Here is a 23,835-nt window from a genome sequence, read left to right as displayed (position 1 = left end):
CTTGAGATAAAGGTGGAAAAATTGCAGCAGTTTGCTATTGGTCAACGTTGGTTATCAGATACTGAAACTGAACTCGGTTTAGGGGTTCTTATTGATGTAGATGAACGTTCTATCAGCATTTTATTCCCTAAAAGTGATGAAACTCGTGTCTATGCACGTAACAATGCGCCTTTATCTCGCATCATCTTTAATGTTAATGATGAAGTACAAGACCAAGAAGGCATCAAGTGGACTGTTGAGTCGATTGAAGATCGTCATGGCGTACTGCGTTATGATGTGGTTCGTAGCCTTGAAAATGGCGAACAAGAACGTAAGTCACTGAATGAAACCCGTATCGGTGCGCAAATCCAGCTGTCAAAACCATTAGAACGTCTGCTAGCCAGCCAAGTTGATTATAAAGAATGGTATGACCTCCGCATTGAAGCGATGCTGTTGCAGGCACAAATGCACACCAGCCCTTTACGTGGTTTTCTTGGTGCACGTGTAGGCTTGATTCCACACCAGCTCTATATTGCACATGAAGTCGGTAAACGTTTTGCTCCGCGTGTTTTATTGGCCGATGAAGTTGGCTTGGGTAAAACCATTGAAGCAGGTTTGATCATTCACCAACAACTGAAAACAGGCCGTTCAGAACGCATTCTGATTTTAGTCCCTGATTCATTGCAATATCAGTGGATGATTGAAATGCGCCGCCGTTTCAATCTACAATTTTCACTGTTCGATTTAACCCGTACTGCTTCGATCAAAGAACATGATCCTGACCTGAATCCATTCCTGACTGAGCAATGCATTATTGCCAGCGTCGACCTGATGGTTGACCACGATGACTTGCGTGAGCAGGCCATGGAAGCTGGTTTTGATCTATTGGTGGTCGATGAAGCCCATCATTTGATGTGGAGTGAAGAAGAAGGCGGTAATGATCGTTATGATCTGGTCGAAGAATTGGCTGAACAAACAGCAGGTGTGTTACTGCTCACCGCAACACCTGAGCAATTAGGCGTTGAAAGCCATTTTGCCCGTCTTCGTTTACTCGATCCGCAACGTTTCAGCAGCTTGGATCGTTTCCTTGATGAAGAAGAGCAATATCAACATACTGCAAAAATTGCAGAAGTGTTGATGTCAGATCAAGCATTAACAGAAGAGCATCTTGCTGCACTGGACGGTTTATTGGGTCATCGTATTGATGATCAACCTGAACAGCGTATGCGTGCGATTCATGAATTATTAGACCGTCACGGCACAGGTCGTATCCTGTTCCGTAACACCCGTGAAGCGATTCAAGGCTTCCCAGGTCGTGATTGCCAGCCAGCACCTTTACCAGCACCAGAAGACTGGTCATTTGATGGCAAAATGCGTGAGCAAATGTGGCCAGAAGAAGGTCAATTGGATGGCGCATGGATGGAAAATGATCCGCGTGTGCCTTGGTTGATGGAAGTGCTGCGTAAAGAATTAAAACACAAAAAAGTGTTGTTGATTGCACGTAGTGGGCCAGTGGTAGAAGCATTGGAAAACGTCCTACGTTTACATGCGGGTATTCGTACCGCTATGTTCCATGAGGGCATGAGTCTATTAGAGCGTGACCAAGCTGCGGCATATTTTGCAGAAGACAGTTATGGCGCTCAAATCTTATTGTGTTCGGAAATCGGTTCAGAAGGGCGTAACTTCCAGTTTGCCAGTGATTTGATTTTATTTGATCTGCCTGCAAACCCTGATGTATTGGAACAACGTATTGGTCGTTTGGACCGTATTGGTCAGGAAAATCGTATTCAAATTCATGTGCCGTATCTGATGGGTACAGCACAAGAACGTATGTTCCGTTGGTATAACGAAGCGCTCAATATTTTCAGCAGTATTTCTCCAACCGCACAAACGCTACAAGAAAATTTTATTGTTGAATTGAAAGATTGTTTGTTGGCCGATCAAGGTCAGACGTTTGAAGATTTACTTGAAGAAGTGAATGTACAGCGTCAAGCCTTGGAAGCTGAACTACAAGCGGGTCGTGACCGTTTGCTCGAGTACAACTCTTGCCGTCCAGTGGTTGCACAAGGCATTGTACAAGCGCTTGAAGATTATGATGACAACACCACTTTGCCAATGTTCGTGAAGCGTTTCATGTCATCCACCAATATCGATTTTGATGAGCAAAGCAACGGTACCGTGATCATTAAGCCGACTGATCAAATGCAAGTGCAAGGAATTACCTTGGATGAAGAAGGCATGACTGCGACCTTCTATCGTGATCAGGCACAAATCCGTGAAGATGCACAATATTTGACTTTGGAACATCCGTTTATTGAAAGTGTGATGGAAATGATCCGCACACAATCATTTGGTAGTACCAATGTTGCCTTATTGAAGTCGAATGCCTTGAAACAAGGTTCAGTCTTGTTGGAAGTGTGGTTTAAGGTTGATGTGGTTGCGCCGAAAGCATTGAACTTGCCATCAAGTTTGCCGAAACAATTGATTCGCGTATTACTCAGTGAAAATGGTCAGGACTTGTCTGCCAAGATTGACCCAAGCATTTTACGTCCATATCTGCATCACCTAGATGGCAATAGCTGTCGTCAAGTGGTGAAAGCACGCCGTGAAGTGATTGAGTCACGTTATGCGCAAGCTTTAGAGATTGCCAAGGGATCATTGCCTGAATTAATGCAGCAAGCTAAAGAGCATTACAGTGGCAAATGGCAATATGAAATTGACCGTTTAAGCTATCTCAAGCAATTTAATCCAAGTATTCGTGAAGATGAGATTGAGCGTTTACAGAAGTTCCAAAAAGAAGGCCTAGGTCTGTTGGATGGTCTGTCTGTGACACCAGAAGCAATTCAAGTTTTGGTTGTGGTTAAGCCTTAATTGCAACAGCAATAAAAAAGAGGACGATTAAGGTCCTCTTTTTTTATCTATTGATTTAGTGATCAATATTGGCTTCCAAGAACCATAAATATTGATCCAGATCTTCGAGTGCAGCATGGATAATATCTTCGGAAATCGGATCTTGAATTTCATCAATGGTATCGCGCAAATGGTTGGCAACCACACCATAACGATCTGCCAGTTCTTTTAAGTGGTCTTGTACCGCGTGAATCGCCACAGGATATGGCTTGAGGTGTGATGTTTCTGCAACGGTCTGCGTTGTTCCTAATGCGGTTCCACCGATCTGTACCGCACGCTCTGCGACATTGTCCAAATGGGTGATCAATGAAGTGCGGAAGGTATCTAACATTTCATGCACTGCAATAAAGTTGCTACCCCGCATGTTCCAGTGCGCCTGCTTGGTTAATAAGGACAGATCAATCAGGTTGGCAAGGATTTGATTTAAGATTTTTACCGTGGACTCTTTAATTGAGTCATCTAAATTATTACGTGTATATACTTTTAAAGCTTTCGCTGTTGAAGAATTCATAGTTACCTCATTCAATTATAATGTGATGAAACATCGTGAATAAAAACCATTCATTTCTTGGCTAGCTTATCGCTTGAATTGGGGCTTGAGTGTTTTTGTTTTCTAGGCTTTTGTAAGTTTGCTTATCATCAATTTTGTTTTTGATTTTATTGGTTTTGATTCAGATGGAATGATGCTTCCATCTGTTAGACTTCTTTTCGAATTGTTAAAAAATAGCTTAAATCAGCCCTGCATCTTTACATTCCAGTTTGATATAGGCATAGAAAATAGGCGCAACAATCAGACCGCTGAGTCCAAAAATCGACTCGAAAATGAGCATCGCCAATAATACCTCCCATGCACTGGCATTGATTTTGGTGCCAATGATTTTAGCATTGACGAAGTATTCCAGCTTATGAATGATCACGAGATAGGCCAATGCGATTGCCGCCACAGACAAGGATATGGTCAAGCCCGCCATAATGATCAAGGTATTTGAAATCAGATTACCAATAATCGGCAGTAGACCAAAAATAAAGGTCAGAATGGTCAGGGTCTTGGCAAAAGGTAAATGGATATTAAAGATCGGCAGAACGATAAAGACAAAGATCATAAATAATGCGGTATTGATCAGCGAAATTTTCACTTGCGCAAAGACCACATTTTTAAACGAAACGGAAAGCTTTTGAATACGATGCAGCACAGCCGCTTTAAACGCAGGTTGTGGTGCATGCTGTTTAAAATTCTGGATCGACACCAAAATCCCGACAATCAGACCAATCACCATTGTCGCTAGATTATGCAGAATATCAGTTCCCGTATTTTTGACGATTGAAATATTATTTTTGATAAAAGACAGAATCTGGTTTTTGATATCTGCCACGCTATGCGGCAAATAACCCGGCAGGTAATGACTCATTTCCGCTTGGAATTTAATTAGCGTTTGATCGATCTTAAAGTTAAAGGAGTTTAGTCCAGTCCCTTTTAAATCATAGATCACAAAGCTAATCAGACTGGTAATAAAAAAACCAATCAGGAACGTGGTTAAAATACCGAGAATAATACTGATAAAAATACGTGCACGTTGACCATCAATATGTTTTTCAACAATCGAACTTAAACTGTTAATAATTTCAAAGACCAGAAAACCTGCAAAAAAACTCGGAAGTAAATGCAGGGGAATGACCATCATTAAAAACAAAGCCATCAGGATAAAGCTGGCGATGATACTTTGACGGTCACTGAGTAGATTCATGATCTAGATGCCTAGTTTAAGTTGTTGTTATGTTAAAGAACAAACATATGATTTTGATGACATCTATCCTATTGCGCTGCGAATAATTAATCAATTTCCATTTCATTGATATGGCGCGCACCTTCTAAAATCATACGAATCATGACCATGGTTTGTTCTGCCACTTCAGTACGTTGTTCCGCAGGCAAATCCAGCACTTTTGCGCCCATATTGAACACCAATTGCGTGATGGCTTTGGCTGCAAGATCAGCATGACATAGCTTACTGTTATTTAAGCGCTCTAAACGAATCAGGTCTTCTTGAAGCTCTTGCTGAAAGAAGTTCAGTTGACGGTCAACTGCGGCCTTATATGAGGTCGAGCCGGTATAACCTTCACGTAATAACAAACTCAGGTTGCCTTCATCGGTATTCAATTGTTGAATAAACACTTCAACCGAACTGCGGATAATGCTTTGCTGCTTTGAAGCCTGTAAACGTGCTTCACGAATAATACGGCGCAGTACCAAACCCGATTGATCAATCAAGGCAATTGCCAGTTCATCAATATCTTTGAAATGACGATAGAAACTATTTGGTGCAATACCTGCTTCGCGTGCAATTTCACGTAAGCTGAGCGAGGCGATACTTTTTTGCGGGCCAATCAAGTTGAGCGTGGCTTGAAACAACTCTTCTTTGGTAATGGTTGCTTTTCTACCTACTGAGCGCACAGGAGATTTCATAGGAATGACATCTTGTTCGTTTAAGTTGTCATGACCGAGCGGTAAAAAAGAAGAATGAACCATTGTTTTCAATATATAAGTAAGCTACTCGGGATTATAGCGATTGTCAGTGGACTTGTGAAATGTAAATTCTTATACGAGTGTATATACAAATATATATACATATGTATAATAATTAGCAAACAACCAGAGTAAACCTGCTCATGCAAGCAATTGAAAAGAGAAACTCTCTATTTAATTCGTTGGCTCACAGTGTGATGAACAGCCATGACGCCAATTTTTGGTTACAGAAAATCAATCCATTGTGGTCGATTAATCAGTCTCTTGCCAAAATCGTAAAAAAACAAATCGTGGCAAAAGACACCGTCAGTCTTATTCTGCAATGCAACCGACATGTTGCTCGTGGTGTTGCTGGGCAGCATCATCCTGTAACAGTTGATATCGCAGGTCGCCACTACGAGCGTACCTATAGCTTGATGCAGGTGGATGCCGATCATCTCTGTTTAACCGTAAAAAAAGTGGATCAAGGTCTAGTCAGTTCTTGGTTGGTTGAGGGTAGCCAAACCGGGGATATCTTACGTTTAGGACAGCCTTATGGTGAGATGCAACAAACAGTTGCAACACCACATTTAGTATTGTTGGCAGCGGGGAGTGGTATCACCCCGATGTTGAGTTTGATTGAAGGCTTATGTCAGTCTAAACAATTGAATACAACCTCTGTCAAATTGATGTATTGGGTTAAAACCCATACTGATGCTGCTTATGTAGAATATCTGAAAGAAGTATCTGAAAATTTTCCAAATTTTAGTGCCCAAATTTTTTATACCCAAGAACAAGATCAACGTTTAAATCAAAGCCATGTTGATCAAATTCGTGATTTAGCTGAAACCACAGTCTATGCCTGTGGACCATCGGGTTTTGCGGCAACAGCAGAACGTTTGTTCCAAGACGCTGCAACCTTACAAACAGAAGCTTTTAGCTTGAGTCAATTTGATGTGGATGCGACGGACACGGGCTTTGTGAATGTCACGTTGACGCAATCCAATAAGACCATCGCCATTCCTAAAGGCCAATCGATTCTGTCTAGCTTAGAACATCAAGGCATCAAGCCAAATCATGGTTGTCGTATGGGGATTTGTAATAAATGTGCGTGTAATAAAGCACAAGGCGCAACCAAAAACTTATTGAATGGTGCTGCCAATAATGAACCAACACAGCTATTAAAAATTTGTGTCAATTCAGCCCAGTCTGATCTTGTGATTGATCTATAAGAGAGTAATTGATTATGAACATGCCTGTTAAGATGGAATTTTTTAAAAATCCCAAAAATCGTGATTTAACTGCTGCAGAATTAGATGCTTTTGCTCGTGAACTCGATCAAATCAAACAAGACGTGTTAGATGATTTAGGCGAGAAAGATGCCAAATATATCCGCCGTGTCTATTCCACCATTCGTTATAGCAGTTTGGCTGGACGTGCTTGTTTATTTCTTGGTTGGTTCCCGCCAGCTTGGTTACTTGGTACAGGCTTACTCGGTTTCGCCAAAATCATGGAAAATATGGAGTTGGGCCATAATGTCATGCATGGTCAGTATGACTGGATGAATGATCCGAAGTTTAATGGTCAAACCTATGAATGGGATACGGTGGGAACATCAGATAACTGGCGTCAAACCCATAACTATAAGCATCATACCTATACCAATGTAAAAGGCATGGATGATGATGTCGGTTATGGCGTATTCCGATTGTTCCCTGAACAGCGCTGGTCGAAGTTCACTTTAATTCAGCCGATCTATATTGTGCCATTTAGCTTGTTGTTCCAATGGGGGGTCGCAGTTCAAAATCTTGAATTGGGTAAGGTGCTGTATAAGCGTAAAACCATGGCACAATTCAAACGCGAATGGCAGCCTGCGCAAAAGAAAATCCTCAAGCAAATGTTTAAGGACTATGTGTTCTTTCCATTGATTGCAGGTCCTGCAGCGATTCCGGTATTTACTGGTAACTTGGTGGCGAATGGGATTCGCAATGTCTGGACATTCAGCATTATTTTCTGTGGTCACTTTACCAAAGATGTTGAAGTTTTCCCGAAAGCCGTATTGCAAGATGAAAGCCGTGGCCATTGGTATATGCGTCAGATCCGTGGTTCATCCAATCTGACTGGTTCAGAAGCCTTCCATATCTTAACGGGACATTTGAGTCATCAAATTGAGCATCATTTATTCCCTGATATTCCTGCACGTCGCTATCGTCAAGTTGCACCGAAAGTACAGGCGGTGTGTGAGAAATATGGCCTGCATTATAACAATGCCAGCTTTGTAAAGCAGTTTGGTGAAGTGGTAGGACGTATTTTTAAATATGCACTGCCTTTTAAAAAGTAAGCGATAACGCCTAAAAAAGCCCTGAATGCATATGCTTCAGGGCTTTTTTATTTTATTTCTTCTTTTTGGAAATCCACATGGTGATGGTGGCATGGAAAACTTTTTCATTGTGCTGATCAAGTACATCAACATTGACTAAGTATTCGCCAGCTTTTTCCCAATCATAGTGAGGCTCAGCAGGCGTAGCAATCGCAATCAGATCAGTTTCAGCCTTCTTCAAATATTCAACCGTCATACCTTTCGGGATCCAGCGATGGCTTGAAGGAACCGTGACCTCGGTCATGGTACCGCCAGCAAGTTCTGCCATATTACACATCGCGATCGCATGCACCGTACCAATATGATTGAGTACAGTGCGTTTTTTCTTAATGCTGATTTTGCAGGAATTGGGTTTTAGCTCCTCAAATAAGGGAGAAATACTACTGAAATAAGGTGCCTTTAAGCAGAGCATACGGGTAAATGTCCATTTCCCAGCAGGCAAGACAGATACTTTGTTCCATAGATCTAGAGTTGAGGCCATGACTAAACTTCCTATAACAGAATTAAATTCTTTTACAGAATATAATTCTGTTTACAAGTTGTGGTCAAGTCATACACAATAGTTCCGACGATTGGTGAATTTGATTAAACTATGCAAGCAGCCCAACAATTATTAGAACGTTTATATCCACAACGTAGGTCATTATTAAAAAGACAAATTTTGCTGGATGCTTTGTCATGCTTTATTGAATACGGTTTGGAAACCACCAGTATTGAAATGATTCGGGGAAAATCTGACAGTAGTGTGGGGGCGATTTATCATCATTTTAAGAATAAAGATGGCGTCGTTGCAGCATTGGTGTTTGCTGCTTTAGATGATCAGGCTCGACTACGAGATCAATATTTACAACAAGCAAAATCGCTTAAAGAACTGCTCTATGCGTTGATCTATAGCTATACGGATTGGGTTTCTGATCAGCCTAAGTTTGCACAGTTTCTATTACTTGCCCATTTTAGTGTGCGGCAGGGTGAGTATGAACAACAATTAAATGATAAAAATAAACTCAGGAATCAAAAAATAGTTGGTTATATTTCCAATTATGCAGATGCCAGTTTATTAAAATCAGTGCCAGCAGAGTTAATGATGTCTTTGGTCATTGGTGCAACAGAAAGCTATTGTCGCGCTTGGTTGTCTGAAAAAGTAGTGACCAATCCCAGAGCATATCGAGAAACTTTGGCACAAGCCGCTTGGGATTCATTACAACATTTAAGCAAACATCCATAACGCGAAAACGATCAGGATAACAATCGATGAAACCTAGCAGTGAGAATCAAAAATATACAGGGGTGTGTTTATGCGGAGCAGTGGTTTTTCAGCTAAATCTGAAAAAAATTAAAATGATGTATCGTTGCTATTGCAGCCTATGTCGTAAGCAGAGTGGGGCTGCTTCGAATGCTTCAACTTTTGTGCGGACAGAATCATTTCAGTGGCAGCAAGGCGAGTCGTTGATTCAAACTTATATTAAAAATACAGGCTTTAATAGTAGCTTCTGTAAACAATGTGGTTCACCTGTACCGAATGCTTTAGGTATCAATCCAAAGGTGATGTGGATTCCTTTAGGATTGATTCAGGAGGATTTTAGTCCAGAGCTCGAGCTAAATTTTTGTGTGAACTCTAAAGTGAGTTGGGCCGAAACTCATCAAAAACTTAGTGAATTTGATGAGTTACCTAATAGCATTGAGTTGACACATTATTTTGAAATCAATCAATAAAAAGCCGAATACGAACATTCGGCTTTAGAGTGTTAGAAATCAAACGAGGTCTGTAAATAGTAGGTCCGAGAAGGGCCTGCGTAGATGCCACCCACCTGATCTGCGGAACGAGTGTAATAGTCATGATTGAATAGGTTTTTCACACCTAAGCCAACTTTTAAGCCTGACAGGGAGGTATCGGAAAAGTCATAAGCGGCGCGAACACCAACAATACCGTAACCCGGAATATTGCCATAACGACCCGTACCATCATTGTTATTTCCAGAGGCAGTTTGACGCGACTGTGCATAGAGATTGGTGTTGAAGGTCCATTGATCACGTTTGTAGTCCACACCCGCATTGCCAACCCAGTTTGAATAGAAATCCAGTTCATTGCCTGAGTCTTGGCCTGCCGATGCGGTTGCTTTGGTATAGGTGGTATTGGCATACATCGAGACATTGGCTAGGTCATCATTGATTGCACCTAGATTATATTTAAAGCCGAGTTCAGCACCTTTATGCTTGGTCGCCCCCAGATTTGAATAGGTTTGTGTGGCATCATCACGCTTGAGCTGATCGGCGAAATCAATATAGAACAGGGTAAATTCAAGCGATAAATAATCGTCCAGATAATGTGTGCCGATTTCATAATTATCTGCTTTTTCAGGATTTAAACCGTCCATAGTCAAATAAGCACCTCTGGCATTGGTATTGGCCATTTGACTATATTGCAGTGGAGCAAATGATTTACCGTAGTTGGCAAAAATATTCCATTGATCATTGGCTTTGTACATCACCGCAAAGCTTGGCAGTACAGCGTCATAGGATTTGCTAGCATTCACGCCATTCAGAACTGAATAATCACGGTTTAACTTATACATATTTTCATTGGTTTTAATTCGCTCGAAACGAATCCCTGGTGTGAAGGACCATGCGCCTAAATCGGTACGGTTATCGACATAGACGGCATGTGCTTCAGTGTCGCCATCCGCTTTGGTCCAGCCATAAAAATCACTTGGGCCTGTGTCACGGTTATAATTGGCGCGATCAACGGATTCACTGCTCGTTTCCTTTAAATAACGATAACCGACAGACACTTCATTCAGCGTATCGCCGAACTGAAACGCATGTGAATAACGTGGTTCAATGGCAGTTACTTTATAATCACGTGGGGCAATCTGATAAAGACTGGAACCGCTGCGCTCTACACCTGCATCACGATAACTATCGAGGTGGTAAGCGAGCACCTCAAAGGCATTGTTGTCTTTTTTATAATTATATTTGAGCGAGATATCATTACGGTTGCCTTCCATATAGTCGTGGTTGCGTAAAGACTGATATGGGTTTTGTGCATACTGTGCAGGGGTTAAACCGCCAGGCATATCCACCTTGGCTTCATAACGATGCAGATTCGCTTCAATGCTTGAATAATCATCTAAGGCATAGCGGGCTTTTAAACGTAGATCATTGATATTGGCATAATCATTTTGATCACGATAACCATCACCATTCACGCCTGAATAGAGCAAAGCCAGACCGAGGCCATTGTCTAAAGTGGTCCCCACAAACAGGTTTGGATTGACTTTTAAATTGCCATTTTCAGCCACTTCCGTGGTCATGCCGACACTGGCTGCAAAATTTTCGGGAATGCTGCGCGTATTAAAATTGATAATCCCACCGACGTTTTGTGGCCCAAAGCGGACAGAGCCAGCACCACGAACCACATCAATCGATTCCATATTGCCCAAGGTGGTTGGGGCCAATGAAAGCTGAGGCTGTCCATAGGGCGCTACGGCTAAAGGGACACCATCGATCATCAGTTGCGAACGGGGTGAAAATCTTGAGGTCAGGCCTCGAACACCAATACTTAAAGAGGCATCGCTGCCAGAGGTGCCTGAGTTTTCAGAGACTTGAACACCGGGAACAGTACGTAGTGCTTCTTTGACTGAGGTAATACCTCGAGCTTCTAAGCTTTGTTGATTGACCACGGTACGAGCACCGGGGTGGTTGAGCACTTTTTTGGCATTGGCTTGCTCTAACCAGTTGCCTTCAGCTTGGATGGAAATGGTTGTCAACGTTTGAGTGGTATTGCTTTGGCTATCATCTGCAAATGTTGTCGTCGCAACACAGCTGATCAGTGCTGTGATGGCACAGCTTAGGGCAGAGGGCTTAAATTTGGAGAAATCAAGAGGAGCAGAAATCGAGCATGTCATAAGTGGATTGCCGAACGAAATGAGGTAGAGGAGTTATTTTGCGCTGTTATTCTAATTGATTATAATTCTCATTTGTAGTTATTGTTTAGCTAAACTAATTAAAGTTTCACATAATATATATAATTTTTTTTGTTAAGAGGTGAAATGTTGCAGGGTACACAGAATCGAGGTTTTGATTTCATTTAGATTGTGGCTTATCGGCGATATTTGTTGTGAAAGAGATAAAACGCCGAACTTAAAGGTTCGGCGTTTTATATTTAAAAATCATATGATGTTTGCAAGAAAAAGGTTCGTGGTTGGCCCACATATTTACCGCCTGTGGAGTCAGAAGAGCGGGTATAGTATTGCTTATCAAACACGTTCTTTACGCCACCAGCGATCTTTAAGCCCTTGAGCTGATTGCTAAAGTCATAGGCGGTGCGTACAGCGAAGGTTGAATATCCAGGAATGTCACCCGTGCGGCCATCTGCTGTTTCTTCAGTCTGATAAACATCCCCAGAACCTGGTGCATGTTGTTTGGACTGCGCAAACATGTCCGCATTCACAGACCATTGATCTACATGATAAGCCAGACCTAGATTACCTACATGACGTGAGTAAAAGGGGAGGTCTTTGCCTTCAAACTTACCTGCTTCAGATGTTGCTTTGGTAAAGGTGTAATTCCCGTAAACTTTGAGACCTTCTAGCGCATCAGCCAGTTGACCGAAATCATAGCTGATTCCTGTTTCAACGCCTTTATGACTGGTTGCACCTAAGTCTGTCCAAATCCCAGTTCCAATCGTATCTGGACGTTCCAACATTAATTCTTTGTCGAAATCTAAATAAAAGACGGTTAACTCGGCATTCAGACCATTGCCTAGATATTTGGTTCCGATTTCATAGTTTTTAGATTTTTCAGGATGTAATCCATCCAGAGTCGTTGCTGCTGTGTTGACTCCGCCGACAGATTTAGTCGTTACGAGTTGGTTGTATTGCTGTGGACCAAACGAAACGCCAGCATTGGCAAAAATATTCCAGTTCTCATTGGCTTTATACAGCACCGATAAGCTTGGTAAAAACTCGTCAGATTTGATTTTTGGATAAACGGTATTGGTGGCGACACCATTTTGATACGCAGTAAAATCGTTATGAGTATCAATCGATTCAAAACGAACCCCAGGTGTAATCACCCAATTTGCGAGTCCAAAACGGTTGTCGATATAAACTGCATGTGCTTTGGTGCCGCCCTCACTGCTTGTATTGGCAATGCGTTCACCAGGTGTTCCTGTGAGCGCATTATATGCGGCAGTACGACCAGAAAACTCGGAACTTTCTTCCTGTAAATAACGATAGCCAACAGTCACTTCATTATCCATACCCGCCCAACGATAGGCGCGTGAATATCGTGGTTCTATACCAAAATATTTATAATCACGAGGAGAGTTACTAATACGACTGGTACCATTATTGGCAATGGACTCTAAGTCACTGGTTCGGAAAGAGTCGACGTAATAGCCTAATACTTCAAAATTATTCAGTTCATCTTTATGACTATATTTCACAGAAACATCAGAACGACGGCCTGCGAAATAGTTGCGGCTTTGATTGGATTGATAAGGATTATCTGCAAATTGTGCCGCCGTTAAACCTTCTGGCATTTCGCCTCGACCTTCATAATGATGCATATTCACTGCAATCGCATCCTGATCAGTCCATTGGTAGGCGGTTTTTAACATGACATCATCGATATCAATTTTATTATTGGCTTCTCGATAACCATCACCTTTGCTGCCTGAATAAAGTAGAGCCATACCTAGACCATTATCAAGTGTGCCACCAATAAACAGATTCGGTGTGTACTTGAGTTGGTCTGTCCCCGTTGCAAATTCTGTGGTTAACCCGACTGAACCTGAAAATTCTTTGGGGATTGCCCTTGTCGCGAAGTTGATGATGCCACCGACATTTTGTGGCCCAAAGCGAACTGAACCTGCACCACGCACCGCATCTACAGACTCAATATTACCCATTGATACAGGCGCTAATGATAATTGTGGCTGACCATAAGGAGCGAATGAGAGCGGTACACCATCCATAAGTACAGTAGAGCGTGGTGATAAGCGTGAGGTAAGACCTCGTACCCCAATATTTAAAGAAACATCACTGCCACCCGTACCGTTGCTGTCTTGAACTTGTACGCCGGGAATTTGCTTTAAAGCATCACGGATTGAAGTGGTGGCGATTTCATCCAAACGTTTACGATCGATAATGCTACGGGCACCTGCATGTTGTTGTACTTTTTCAGCATTGGCATCGTCCAGCCAATTGCCTTGCGCCTGAATTGAAATCGTCGCAAGCGTTTGCGTTTCAGCGGGTTGTGCTTCATCGGCAAAAGCAGCATGTGATATGCCACTCAATAAAATAGCAATGGCGAGACTCAGAGAAGAAGGCTGGAATTTGATCAATGATGTTGCTGTATAGGATACAATTTTCATATCAGGGGCAAATGCTGTAAATTTCCCGAATATTAATCAGTTATTGCACCGAATGAAATAAGAACGATTATCACTTATAACTATGAGAAGAGTTAAGTTGATTGTTTTTTTGCTCAAGATACTTTTGGCTATTTCAAACAACAAAAAACCGTGCTTAAGCACGGCCTTTTGTTGTTGTCAGACTTATTATTTAAATTGGATTGAACCATTGGCACTGACCGTAATTTTTGATTCACCTGCTGCCATATCCTGAGCAGGGGCTGCTTCAGCCATGGCAAACTTGGCCATGCCACCGCGCATCATCGGTTGCGGAAAGTAGTTGCTGGTATTCAGGTTTAAACTGACAAGGTTGTATTGGCCTTTATTCCATGCTTGGATGATGGCTTGCGCACGTTGCTGGAAGTTCTTCGATGCTTCAATCATCAGCTCATTTTCAACTTTTTTACGCTGTTCATCCGACACGGTAAAGTTAATCGATTGGGTCTGGAAGCTTTGTTGCAATTCGCTGATCAACTGGCTTGCGGCTTTAAAGTCTTTACTTTCCAGTTGGATTTCCGCGCGGGCACGCCATTCTTTCAACTTATTGCTGTCATTGTCATATACAGGATAGGTACTTTGTGCGCCTGTTTCGACTTTGACCTGTGAATATTTACGCGCAATCGCTTGTGCTTGATTCATCAGTTGGTTGATTTGATTTGAGAGTTCTGCAGGTTGTTTATTGCTTTTCTCGACATAAAGCACGGCACGCATTTCATCATTGGCAACCTGACGTGATGCATCCGCTTGGATATTCACAATGTTGTAGTTCAAGTTCTCAGTCTCGTGAGCAAAAAGGCTTGGGCTCAATGCAGCCCCGATCATTAATGTAGCAAGTGCTAAAGTACGCATAAAAATGTCCTTAGAATTTGGTATCGAAAATTTATTTTTACCAGTTCGATATTAAAAAGAACTGATGTCGAACTTCTGCATATTTTGTGGTGACTTTGTAAGAGATTAGCAGTGTTTTGCAACAGGAAAATAAAACAAAAAATATTTAAAATCAGCTTATTAAGTGGAGTAATTTGACCATTTATCTAAAAACGCAGGCGGGATTAAAAAAAGCTTACTTTCTTTAGCTTGTCACATAGTATGATGATAATCCATCATAGTTATTGGAATGAAATATTTTTTCAATAATTTAGATGCATGTAAGACACAAAAAGTGTTTATTTTATTTCAAAATTAGGTATCATCTCGCTCCTAGTTGAAAGATATAAACAAGTGTCTGCACTAGATTCTAAAAAGCACCGAGTCAAACGACCGCAAGTCACCAGACTTATTTCTTTTACCCATATCAGAGATGGTAATTCGATATGAGCGTTACTTCCGTAAATCCTGCCGCTAATGCAACTAACGAATATTATCTGACTCGCCAAAGTCAGATGGAATCGAATGTTCGTAGTTATCCACGTAAATTACCGTTAGCGATAGCAAAAGCACAAGGCTGTTGGGTTACTGATGTTGAAGGTACAGAGTACCTTGATTGTTTAGCTGGGGCAGGAACATTGGCTTTGGGCCATAATCATCCTGCGGTGATTCAAAGTATTCAAGACACATTGGCAAGCGGTTTGCCATTGCATACTTTAGACTTAACGACTCCTTTAAAAGATGCGTTTACTGAAGCGCTTTTGGCTTATTTGCCAGGCGGTCAAGAAGAATATTGCCTACAATTCTGTGGTCCATCTGGTGCAGATGGTACAGAAGCAGCGATTAAATTAGCGAAAACTTATACGGGTCGTAGCACAGTGATTAGTTTCTCTGGTGGCTACCATGGTATGACGCACGGCGCGCTTGCAATGACAGGTAACCTGTCAGCGAAGAATGCGGTGAATGGCTTAATGCCAGGTGTGCAATTTATGCCATACCCACATGAATATCGTTGCCCACTTGGTTTAGGTGGGGAAGCAGGTGTTGACGCTTTAACTTACTTCTTTGAAAACTTCATTGAAGATGTTGAAAGTGGTGTAACCAAGCCTGCAGCTGTGATCCTTGAAGCGATTCAAGGTGAAGGTGGTGTTGTTACTGCGCCAGTAAAATGGTTGCAAAAAATCCGTGAAGTGACTGAAAAGCACAACATCGTTTTAATCTTGGACGAAGTTCAAGCTGGTTTTGCACGTTCAGGTAAAATGTTTGCCTTTGAACATGCTGGAATCGAGCCTGATGTTGTGGTGATGTCTAAAGCGGTAGGTGGTAGCTTACCACTTGCAGTATTGGGTATTAAACGTAAGTTTGATGCTTGGCAGCCTGCGGGTCACACGGGTACTTTCCGTGGTAACCAACTTGCGATGGGTACAGGTTTAGCATCACTTCAAGTGATCAAAGAACAAAACCTTGCTCAAAATGCGCAAGAGCGTGGTGATTTCTTACAAGCAGAGTTCAAGAAACTTGCTCAAGAATTCCCATGTATTGGTAACGTACGTGGCCGTGGTTTGATGATCGGTGTTGAGATCGTTGACGAGCGTAAACCTGCGGATCATATGGGTTCATTACCTGCTGATGCACAATTGGCTGCTGCAATTCAGACTGCTTGTTTCAACAATAAATTATTGCTTGAAAAAGGCGGCCGTAACGGTACTGTTATCCGTTTACTTTGCCCGTTGATTATCAATCAAGAAGAGTGCGTAGAGGCGGTTGCTCGCTTCAAGAAAGCTGTTGCTGAAGCATTAAAAGCAGTACGAGGCTAATTCATGGTTGATTTTGCAGAACATCGTAAAGCGTTACTCTGCAATGATGCTCAATCTATTGCTGACTATCAGTCAGCAATGGGCGAGGCGGTAACTGCCGTTTCAGCATGGTTGCAAAATGATAAAATGTACACTGGCGGTAGCATTAAAGATTTGCGTGAAGCAATCTCTTTTGCACCTTCAAAACAAGGTTTAGGTGTACAGCAATCATTACAACGTATGGTTGAGCTTTTCCTCAACAAAAGCTTAAAAGTACATCACCCACATTCACTTGCACACTTACACTGCCCAACCATGGTGATGAGCCAGATTGCGGAAGTGTTGATCAATGCAACCAACCAATCGATGGACTCATGGGATCAAAGCCCAGCGGGTTCTTTGATGGAAGTTCAACTCATTGATTGGCTTCGCCAAAAAGTGGGCTATGGTGCAGGTCAAGCTGGTGTGTTCACGTCTGGTGGTACACAGTCAAACTTGATGGGTGTATTGCTGGCACGTGACTGGTGCATCTCGAAAAACTGGAAAGACGAAAATGGTAAGCCATGGTCGGTTCAGCGTGATGGTATTCCAGCAGAAGCAATGAAAAACGTCAAAGTCATCTGTTCTGAAAATGCACATTTCTCTGTGCAAAAGAACATGGCCATGATGGGTATGGGCTTCCAGTCTGTTGTCACTGTTCCTGTGAATGAAAATGCACAGATGGATGTTGATGCACTGGAAAAAACCATGGCGCATCTTCAGTCTGAAGGAAAAATCGTGGCCTGTGTTGTTGCAACAGCGGGTACGACTGATGCTGGTGCAATTGATCCACTCAAGAAAATCCGTGAAATTACCACGAAATTTGGTTCATGGATGCATATTGATGCAGCTTGGGGCGGTGCACTGATTCTTTCAAATGACCATCGTTCAATGTTAGATGGAATTGAATTATCAGACTCAATCACGCTTGATTTCCATAAACATTATTTCCAAAGCATTAGCTGTGGCGCTTTCTTGTTGAAAGACGAAGCAAACTATCGCTTTATGCATTATGAGGCAGAATATTTAAACTCTGCTTATGATGAAGAACATGGTGTACCTAACCTTGTGTCTAAATCATTACAAACGACACGTCGTTTTGATGCATTGAAATTATGGATGACGGTTGAAGCATTAGGCGAAGAGCTTTATGGTTCAATGATTGATCATGGTGTGAAATTAACACGTGAAGTTGCAGATTATATTAAAGCAACAGCGGGTCTTGAATTGTTGGTTGAACCACAATTCGCTTCAGTCCTGTTCCGTGTCGTACCAGAAGCTTATCCTGCTGAATTTATCGATAGCTTAAACCAAAACGTGGCAGATGAATTGTTTGCTCGTGGTGAAGCGAATATTGGTGTCACCAAAGTGGGTAATGTTCAATCATTGAAGATGACCACTTTAAGCCCAGTTGCAACGCTTGAAAACGTTCAAAACTTGCTTGCACTTGTGTTGGCAGAAGCTGATCGTATTAAAGATGCAATTGCTGCAGGAACTTATGTTCCAGCGATTGATTAATTTCAATCTGGCACATCCATCAAAATAAAAAAGAGGTCTGAATAGACCTCTTTTTTATTGCGTCTTGGAACTGAATATAAATCAGCTAGGCGGCAAAAATAGCATTAAATCCCATTTTTCTTAGGAGTCGACGATACATACTTGAGCTACGGTCTGCTGGAAAATGCGCTTCCATCGATAAATCCAGGGGGAGATATTCAGGTTTCTGGGTTTCAACAATCAGTCGATCTTCTTCAAAAATCTGTAGATTGAATGCATAGGCATCCTCAACAGGTAAATCTTTATCATAATTACGGCAGATTGGTGCAAACAGGCGAGTTTGTCGCGCGCTTACAGGAGAGGCCGCATTCATGATCACCTGTTTGCTTTGATTCGGAAAATGAATGGTCAGTGTGGCAGTAAAAGGCAGGCTGATTTCAAAATGTCTGAGCCAGTTAAAATTATCTTGCCCTCGTTGCGCTGTGCCAATCGGATAGCGTCCGACACTGCTGATATAATCCGCATTGAAGCCATAACTGGTTTCTGTGGTGCTATAGTCTGGCACTTCAACATCATCAGGATCACCAAAAGTATCAGGATGTACCCACGCAAAATGGGCGACATCAATAAATCCTTCCAGTTGCCGACCGGCAAAGCAATTTAAGTCTACAAAAGGACATAGCAGTTGCTGGTAGTCTGCATCCTCCCAGTAGGGCATGTCAGGAATAATAGGTTTATCATCTTGGCGAGCTGCTAAGCAACACCAGATCAGTCCATACTTTTCAGTGGCAGCATAGGTTTTCAAATGAAAGCGCTCCGAGATTTTATGCTGTGGATGTGCAGGAATACGATTGCATTTGCCGGCATGCCCAAAGCGTAATCCGTGATAGCGACAGACAATACCTTGCCCGTCATGACGGCCCAAGCTAAGGGGAACTCCACGATGTGGGCAAACATCTTTTGCAACAATCAGTTCATCTCCCATTTTGTAAATAACCAATGGCATATCCAGCAACATGGCTGCTGTTGGCTGCTCTGAAATATCACGGGCGAGCGCAATCGGATACCAGTGCTGAGCAAGTAGCTGCCAATCATGCTCTGAAAAGGTCATGTGTATAGGTAAATCCGTATGCTTAAACGTTGTAATCACTTTGCTGTTCATCTTCTTATCTTCTGGCTCATTGGTATTGAATATAGCGAAGCCAGCTGTTCTAAGAAATTTCAATTAATTGAATGAAGTGTCGTAACTTTTAGAACACAGAAGTTGAGATGAAATTACATAAAGGCATGTAGTTGGTTTGCTGTTTAGTTGCATTCTGTCCAGCATCTCTACGATGGTTTTTTATAATGACAAGGTAGAAAATTGTCGCTGTTCTGCACAAATTGTGCATCTTTAATCTAAATCAGAAATAATTATGCATAAACTGTGATGCACAAATTCCATATTGTAGTGAGAGATGCTCAATATTTTGATGGATAGATGTCATCACTTTTGCACTTGGGACCTAGAGCTGAGGTCGGATCAGGCAAAACATCATGATTACAATGAATAGAAGGAACAAGGCATGCAACACTTAAATATGCAAAACCAATTTAAACTGATTATTAACGGTCAATCTTGTCTCGGTGAAGCAGGCGAACTTGAGATTATCAATCCTGCAACAGCTGCTGTTGCAGCAAAGTGTGCGCAGGCTTCGATTGCACAGGTGAATCAAGCAATTGAGGCGGCAAAGCAAGCTTTTGGAAGCTGGCAACGCAGTTCTCATGAGGAACGCAAAAGCATACTGAAAAAGATTGCGGATGGGATTGAACAACATGCCGAAACTCTGGCAGAGTTGATTGTAGTTGAGCAAGGTAAACCCTTGGCATTGGCACAAATGGAAGTACAGGGTGCGATTGGCTGGACACGTTATACCGCAAGTTTAGAAATACCAGTTGATATTATTGAAGACAGTGAACAGAAACGAATTGAACGTCATTATCAGCCCTTAGGTGTGGTGGCTTCGATTACGCCGTGGAACTGGCCGTTGATGATTGCGGTGTGGCATATCATGCCTGCCTTACGTGCGGGCAATGTAGTGATTAATAAACCATCTGAATTTACCCCTTTGGCTACGTTAAAACTCTGTGAAATTATTCAACAAGAAGTGCCTGCGGGTGTGATTTCAATCTTGCTGGGTAAAGGCGACGTCGGTGAGGCATTATCAACTCATCCTGATATCGCCAAAGTGGTTTTTACAGGTTCGACCAAGACGGGTCAGCACATTATGTCAGGTGCGGTAAAAACCTTAAAGCATCTGACCCTAGAGCTGGGTGGCAATGATGCGGGGATTGTTTTACCTGATGCCGATCTTGATCAAATAGCCAAGCGCATTTTTAACGTGGCATTTTTAAATGCTGGGCAAACCTGTGCTGCTTTAAAACGTTTGTATGTGCACGAAAGCCAATATGACGCGCTAGCACAAAAACTGGCTGATATTGCCAATGCCCAAAATGTTGGAGATGGCATGGCGACAGAGACCACATTTGGTCCTGTGCAAAATCAGCTGCAATATCAAAAAGTAAAAGCCTTAATTGCCGATGCGCTTGCGCAAGGTGCCAAGGCGCTGTCGGGTGATCAGACTATACCTGAGCAAGGCTATTTTATTGCGCCAACGATTTTAACTGGACTGGATGAAAGCTGCCGAGTGGTACAAGAGGAGCAGTTTGGCCCCGTGTTACCGATTCTAAAATATCGTGATATTGATGATGCAATTGCACGGGCCAATGCCAGTGAATTTGGATTAGGTGGTTCAATCTGGTCTTCTGATTTAAAAGCTGCACAGTTCTACGCTTCACAACTACAATGCGGCACTGCATGGGTGAATACCCATGCAGAGATTGTTCCACATGCACCGTTTGGTGGTTGGAAAATGTCGGGTGTGGGGGCTGAGTTTGGCATGGAAGGTTTGCTGGAAAATACAGTAGGACAAACTGTGCATATCAATAAAATCTAAACCTTCATATTTTTAAGGCGGATCTAATATCCGCCTTTTTGTTTTTATGCATGGTGCTGCTTAAAACGAGGTCTAAGTGGCTGGATGGTAGCTGTGACCCTTGGATTTGCTGAGAAAGTGATTCTGTTCTTTGATTTTTTTTAACACAATGTAAGATTTTATATGGCCAATAAAACTATAAGACAGTAGTCGCTCTGTCACGAATTGAGACAGCTGTTCCAGATTTTCTGCGACGACTTTTAAAATAAAATCAGCATCGCCGCTAATTGAAAAAGCATCCTGAATATTGTCCTCAGCTTCAATTAAGTCCTGAAAGGCCTGTTGTGACTTGGCCTCGTGAATACGTAAGTTAATGTGGATCATCGCGGTAACCTCCAAGCCTAAAGCTTGTTGGTGGATGCGGGCGGCATAACCCAAGATCACGCCTTTTTGCTCCAGTAACTGTCGTCTTCTGGAACATTGTGATGCCGATAAACCGATTAAATCTCCAACTTCCTGATTGGTGAGCCGTCCATTCTTTTGTAGGGCCTGAATGATTTGCCAGTCGAACTTATCCATTGCATAAAATCCTTTTATGATACACAAATATTGTATTTTTATTAAAATGCGTTTTTATTATGCACGAAATTTAACAGGTAGATGAAATATTATTTTTCTATGGAATAAAAAATTGACTTGAAAGGATGTAGAGCAATGTTCATAGAAATCGGTGATTTTTTAAATCTTCGTCTAAAACAAATGGGTATCCAACATCTGTTTGGTGTACCTGGTGATTTTAACCTTTCTTATCTCGAACAAGTTGAGGCAGATGCCCAACTTGAATTTATTGGTAATTGTAATGAATTAAATGCGGCTTATGCTGCTGACGGTTATGCACGCATCAACGGTTTTGCTGCTTTGACAACGACCTATGGGGTCGGTGATTTAAGTGCGATTAATGGCATTGCAGGTGCTTATGCTGAGAATGTACCAGTGGTGCATATTTCAGGGATTCCGCCTTTACATGTGGTGCAGAAAGGCACTCTGGTTCATCACACGCTGGTAGATGGCAACTATGACAACATCATGAACTGCATGAAAGAGTTCACTGTTGCACAGACCCGTTTAACCCCAGCCAATGCCGCCTATGAAATTGACCGTGTGTTACGTCAATGTTTCCTTGAACGTCGACCTGTACATATCCAGTTGGCATCGGATATTACTCACGTCAAAATTGAAGTGACAGATCGTTCACTCGATTTATCTTACCCGAGGGTTGAGCCAGAGCTGTTACAAAGCGCAGTCACCAAACTGTGTGAGGTGATTGCGCAAGCCAAGCGACCAGCGCTGCTGATTGATAATGAAGCCTCTGTTTTTGGGATTACCTCACTACTGGATGATTTATCCAAAAAATGCTCGATTCCTTTTGCCAGTATGCTGACCGCTAAAAATATTATGGATGAGGGTTCACCGCGTTATGTGGGAACCTATGTCGGTGGCGCAAGCCAAGCGCATGTGCGTCAGGCCATTGAGCAGTCTGATTGCTTGATGGGTATCGGGGTGCGTTTTACTGATGTCGGAACTGGGGTATTTACCCATCAAATTGCCACTGAAAACTATATTGAAATCAAACCTTATGGTTTGACGATTTTTGGACAGGATTTCCCCGGCATCGAAATTGGACAACTTCTGGTGGAACTGAATAAGAAGGTTGCACCACGAAAGTTAAGCCAGCCGATGTTGGAGCAGCAAGCACAACAGACACTTGAGGTGCCTGAACAGCAAAAGCTGAGTCAGGATGTCTTGTGGCGTTATATTGCGGGCTTTCTTAAAGATGATGATGTGGTTATCGGTGAAGTCGGGACTTCTAACTCAGCCTTGGCGGGGCTCAAGCTACCTGCAACTGCTAAATATATTGCACAACCACTGTGGGGCTCGATTGGTTATACCTTGCCAGCATTACTCGGTAGTTTATTGGCTGCACCAGAACGCCGCCAAATCCTATTTATTGGTGATGGTTCATTTCAGCTCACGGTACAGGAGCTTTCGACCATTATCCGTCATGGTCTCAAGCCCATTATTTTTTTACTCAATAATGGTGGCTATACCATTGAACGTTTAATCATGGGCGAGAACGCGGCTTATAACGATGTTCAGGACTGGAAATATAGCGAGATTCCAAATGTTTTTAACGGTAGCCAAGACTATAAAAGCTGTGTGGTAGAAACCGCAGGGCAGTTAAAGCAGGTTTTGGATAATATGCATCAGTTCGACGGAATGACCTTCATTGAACTAAAACTCCCAGCTATGGATGCACCATCTAGTTTGAAAAAATTTGCGTCAGTGATTGCCCGCTTTGATTATGGCGATCGAGGCTATGAAATCTTAAAACAGCGTTCCCAAGCATTACCCAGTAAAAAAGTAATTTCCTTCTGATCAGAAGGAAATTGGAAAATCTTCAACTTTATAAATTG

18 protein-coding genes are annotated in these 23,835 nt (G+C 42.2%); 9 read left to right on the top strand and 9 right to left on the bottom strand.

Annotated elements, in window-relative coordinates; translation table 11 throughout:
* Positions 1–12: 12 nt before the first annotated feature.
* The gene (gene rapA, locus B2727_RS00380) at positions 13–2,850 is read left to right on the top strand and encodes an RNA polymerase-associated protein RapA (protein ID WP_033133403.1); all 2,838 of its coding nucleotides are present in this window, start codon (positions 13–15) and stop codon (positions 2,848–2,850) included.
* Positions 2,851–2,905: 55 nt separating this feature from the next.
* Here rapA and dps read toward each other — a convergent pair whose 3' ends face one another.
* The 3 genes from dps to fabR all read right to left on the bottom strand — a co-directional run bounded on the left by dps (position 2,906) and on the right by fabR (position 5,416).
* Positions 2,906–3,400: a DNA starvation/stationary phase protection protein Dps gene (gene dps, locus B2727_RS00375; protein ID WP_004801316.1), complete on the bottom strand. Its 495-nt coding sequence runs from the start codon at positions 3,398–3,400 to the stop codon at positions 2,906–2,908.
* 217 nt (positions 3,401–3,617) lie between these two features.
* Positions 3,618–4,634, bottom strand: coding sequence for an AI-2E family transporter (locus B2727_RS00370; RefSeq protein ID WP_004801314.1), 1,017 nt, complete (start codon positions 4,632–4,634; stop codon positions 3,618–3,620).
* A gap of 86 nt (positions 4,635–4,720) precedes the next feature.
* Positions 4,721–5,416, bottom strand: a complete 696-nt coding sequence (gene fabR / locus B2727_RS00365; protein ID WP_033133404.1) for an HTH-type transcriptional repressor FabR — start codon at positions 5,414–5,416, stop codon at positions 4,721–4,723.
* A gap of 140 nt (positions 5,417–5,556) precedes the next feature.
* Here fabR and B2727_RS00360 point away from each other — a divergent pair, with 140 nt between their 5' ends.
* Both B2727_RS00360 and B2727_RS00355 read left to right on the top strand, forming a co-directional pair.
* The gene (locus tag B2727_RS00360; protein ID WP_033133405.1) at positions 5,557–6,624 is read left to right on the top strand and encodes a ferredoxin reductase; all 1,068 of its coding nucleotides are present in this window, start codon (positions 5,557–5,559) and stop codon (positions 6,622–6,624) included.
* A 14-nt stretch (positions 6,625–6,638) separates the two neighbouring features.
* Positions 6,639–7,733, top strand: a complete 1,095-nt coding sequence (locus B2727_RS00355; RefSeq protein WP_004652109.1) for a fatty acid desaturase family protein — start codon at positions 6,639–6,641, stop codon at positions 7,731–7,733.
* 52 nt (positions 7,734–7,785) lie between these two features.
* Here B2727_RS00355 and B2727_RS00350 read toward each other — a convergent pair whose 3' ends face one another.
* Entirely contained in the window at positions 7,786–8,253 is a 468-nt protein-coding gene (locus B2727_RS00350; RefSeq protein WP_033133406.1) for a hotdog fold domain-containing protein, read from the bottom strand.
* A gap of 111 nt (positions 8,254–8,364) precedes the next feature.
* Here B2727_RS00350 and B2727_RS00345 point away from each other — a divergent pair, with 111 nt between their 5' ends.
* Together B2727_RS00345 and B2727_RS00340 are read left to right on the top strand one after the other, a co-directional pair.
* A complete protein-coding gene (locus B2727_RS00345; protein WP_033133407.1) occupies positions 8,365–8,997 on the top strand; it encodes a TetR/AcrR family transcriptional regulator in 633 nt (210 codons plus the stop codon).
* Positions 8,998–9,023: 26 nt separating this feature from the next.
* A complete protein-coding gene (locus B2727_RS00340) occupies positions 9,024–9,485 on the top strand; it encodes a GFA family protein (protein WP_033133408.1) in 462 nt (153 codons plus the stop codon).
* Between the two features lie 32 nt (positions 9,486–9,517).
* On the opposite strand, the gene B2727_RS00335 is transcribed toward B2727_RS00340, so the two are convergent.
* From B2727_RS00335 to B2727_RS00325, 3 genes are all read right to left on the bottom strand, one after another.
* Positions 9,518–11,677, bottom strand: coding sequence for a TonB-dependent receptor family protein (locus B2727_RS00335; protein ID WP_033133409.1), 2,160 nt, complete (start codon positions 11,675–11,677; stop codon positions 9,518–9,520).
* Between the two features lie 257 nt (positions 11,678–11,934).
* Entirely contained in the window at positions 11,935–14,148 is a 2,214-nt protein-coding gene (locus tag B2727_RS00330) for a TonB-dependent receptor family protein (protein WP_033133410.1), read from the bottom strand.
* Positions 14,149–14,334: 186 nt separating this feature from the next.
* On the bottom strand, positions 14,335–15,036 hold the full coding sequence (locus B2727_RS00325) for an SIMPL domain-containing protein (RefSeq protein WP_033133411.1): 702 nt from the start codon (positions 15,034–15,036) through the stop codon (positions 14,335–14,337).
* A gap of 464 nt (positions 15,037–15,500) precedes the next feature.
* Between B2727_RS00325 and B2727_RS00320 the strand changes: the two genes are divergently transcribed.
* Complete coding sequence (locus tag B2727_RS00320) at positions 15,501–16,871, top strand: diaminobutyrate--2-oxoglutarate transaminase (protein ID WP_004652118.1); 1,371 nt, start codon at positions 15,501–15,503, stop codon at positions 16,869–16,871.
* Between the two features lie 3 nt (positions 16,872–16,874).
* A complete protein-coding gene (locus tag B2727_RS00315) occupies positions 16,875–18,407 on the top strand; it encodes a pyridoxal phosphate-dependent decarboxylase family protein (RefSeq protein ID WP_016162941.1) in 1,533 nt (510 codons plus the stop codon).
* Between the two features lie 85 nt (positions 18,408–18,492).
* Here B2727_RS00315 and B2727_RS00310 read toward each other — a convergent pair whose 3' ends face one another.
* On the bottom strand, positions 18,493–19,548 hold the full coding sequence (locus B2727_RS00310; protein ID WP_241345343.1) for an aromatic ring-hydroxylating oxygenase subunit alpha: 1,056 nt from the start codon (positions 19,546–19,548) through the stop codon (positions 18,493–18,495).
* Positions 19,549–19,951: 403 nt separating this feature from the next.
* On the opposite strand from B2727_RS00310, the gene B2727_RS00305 reads away from it, so the two are divergent.
* Positions 19,952–21,382 (top strand): aldehyde dehydrogenase family protein, encoded by a 1,431-nt coding sequence (locus B2727_RS00305; RefSeq protein ID WP_033133412.1) that lies wholly within the window; start codon positions 19,952–19,954, stop codon positions 21,380–21,382.
* A 72-nt stretch (positions 21,383–21,454) separates the two neighbouring features.
* Here the strand turns inward: B2727_RS00305 and B2727_RS00300 are convergent, their stop codons facing one another.
* The gene (locus B2727_RS00300; RefSeq protein WP_033133413.1) at positions 21,455–21,940 is read right to left on the bottom strand and encodes an Lrp/AsnC family transcriptional regulator; all 486 of its coding nucleotides are present in this window, start codon (positions 21,938–21,940) and stop codon (positions 21,455–21,457) included.
* Positions 21,941–22,075: 135 nt separating this feature from the next.
* On the opposite strand from B2727_RS00300, the gene B2727_RS00295 reads away from it, so the two are divergent.
* Complete coding sequence (locus tag B2727_RS00295; protein WP_033133414.1) at positions 22,076–23,797, top strand: alpha-keto acid decarboxylase family protein; 1,722 nt, start codon at positions 22,076–22,078, stop codon at positions 23,795–23,797.
* Positions 23,798–23,835: the final 38 nt, after the last annotated feature.

It is taken from the genome of Acinetobacter sp. UBA991 (assembly GCF_002292065.1).
Classification (GTDB): domain Bacteria; phylum Pseudomonadota; class Gammaproteobacteria; order Pseudomonadales; family Moraxellaceae; genus Acinetobacter; species Acinetobacter higginsii.
This window is presented reverse-complemented; position numbering and strand designations above follow the sequence as displayed.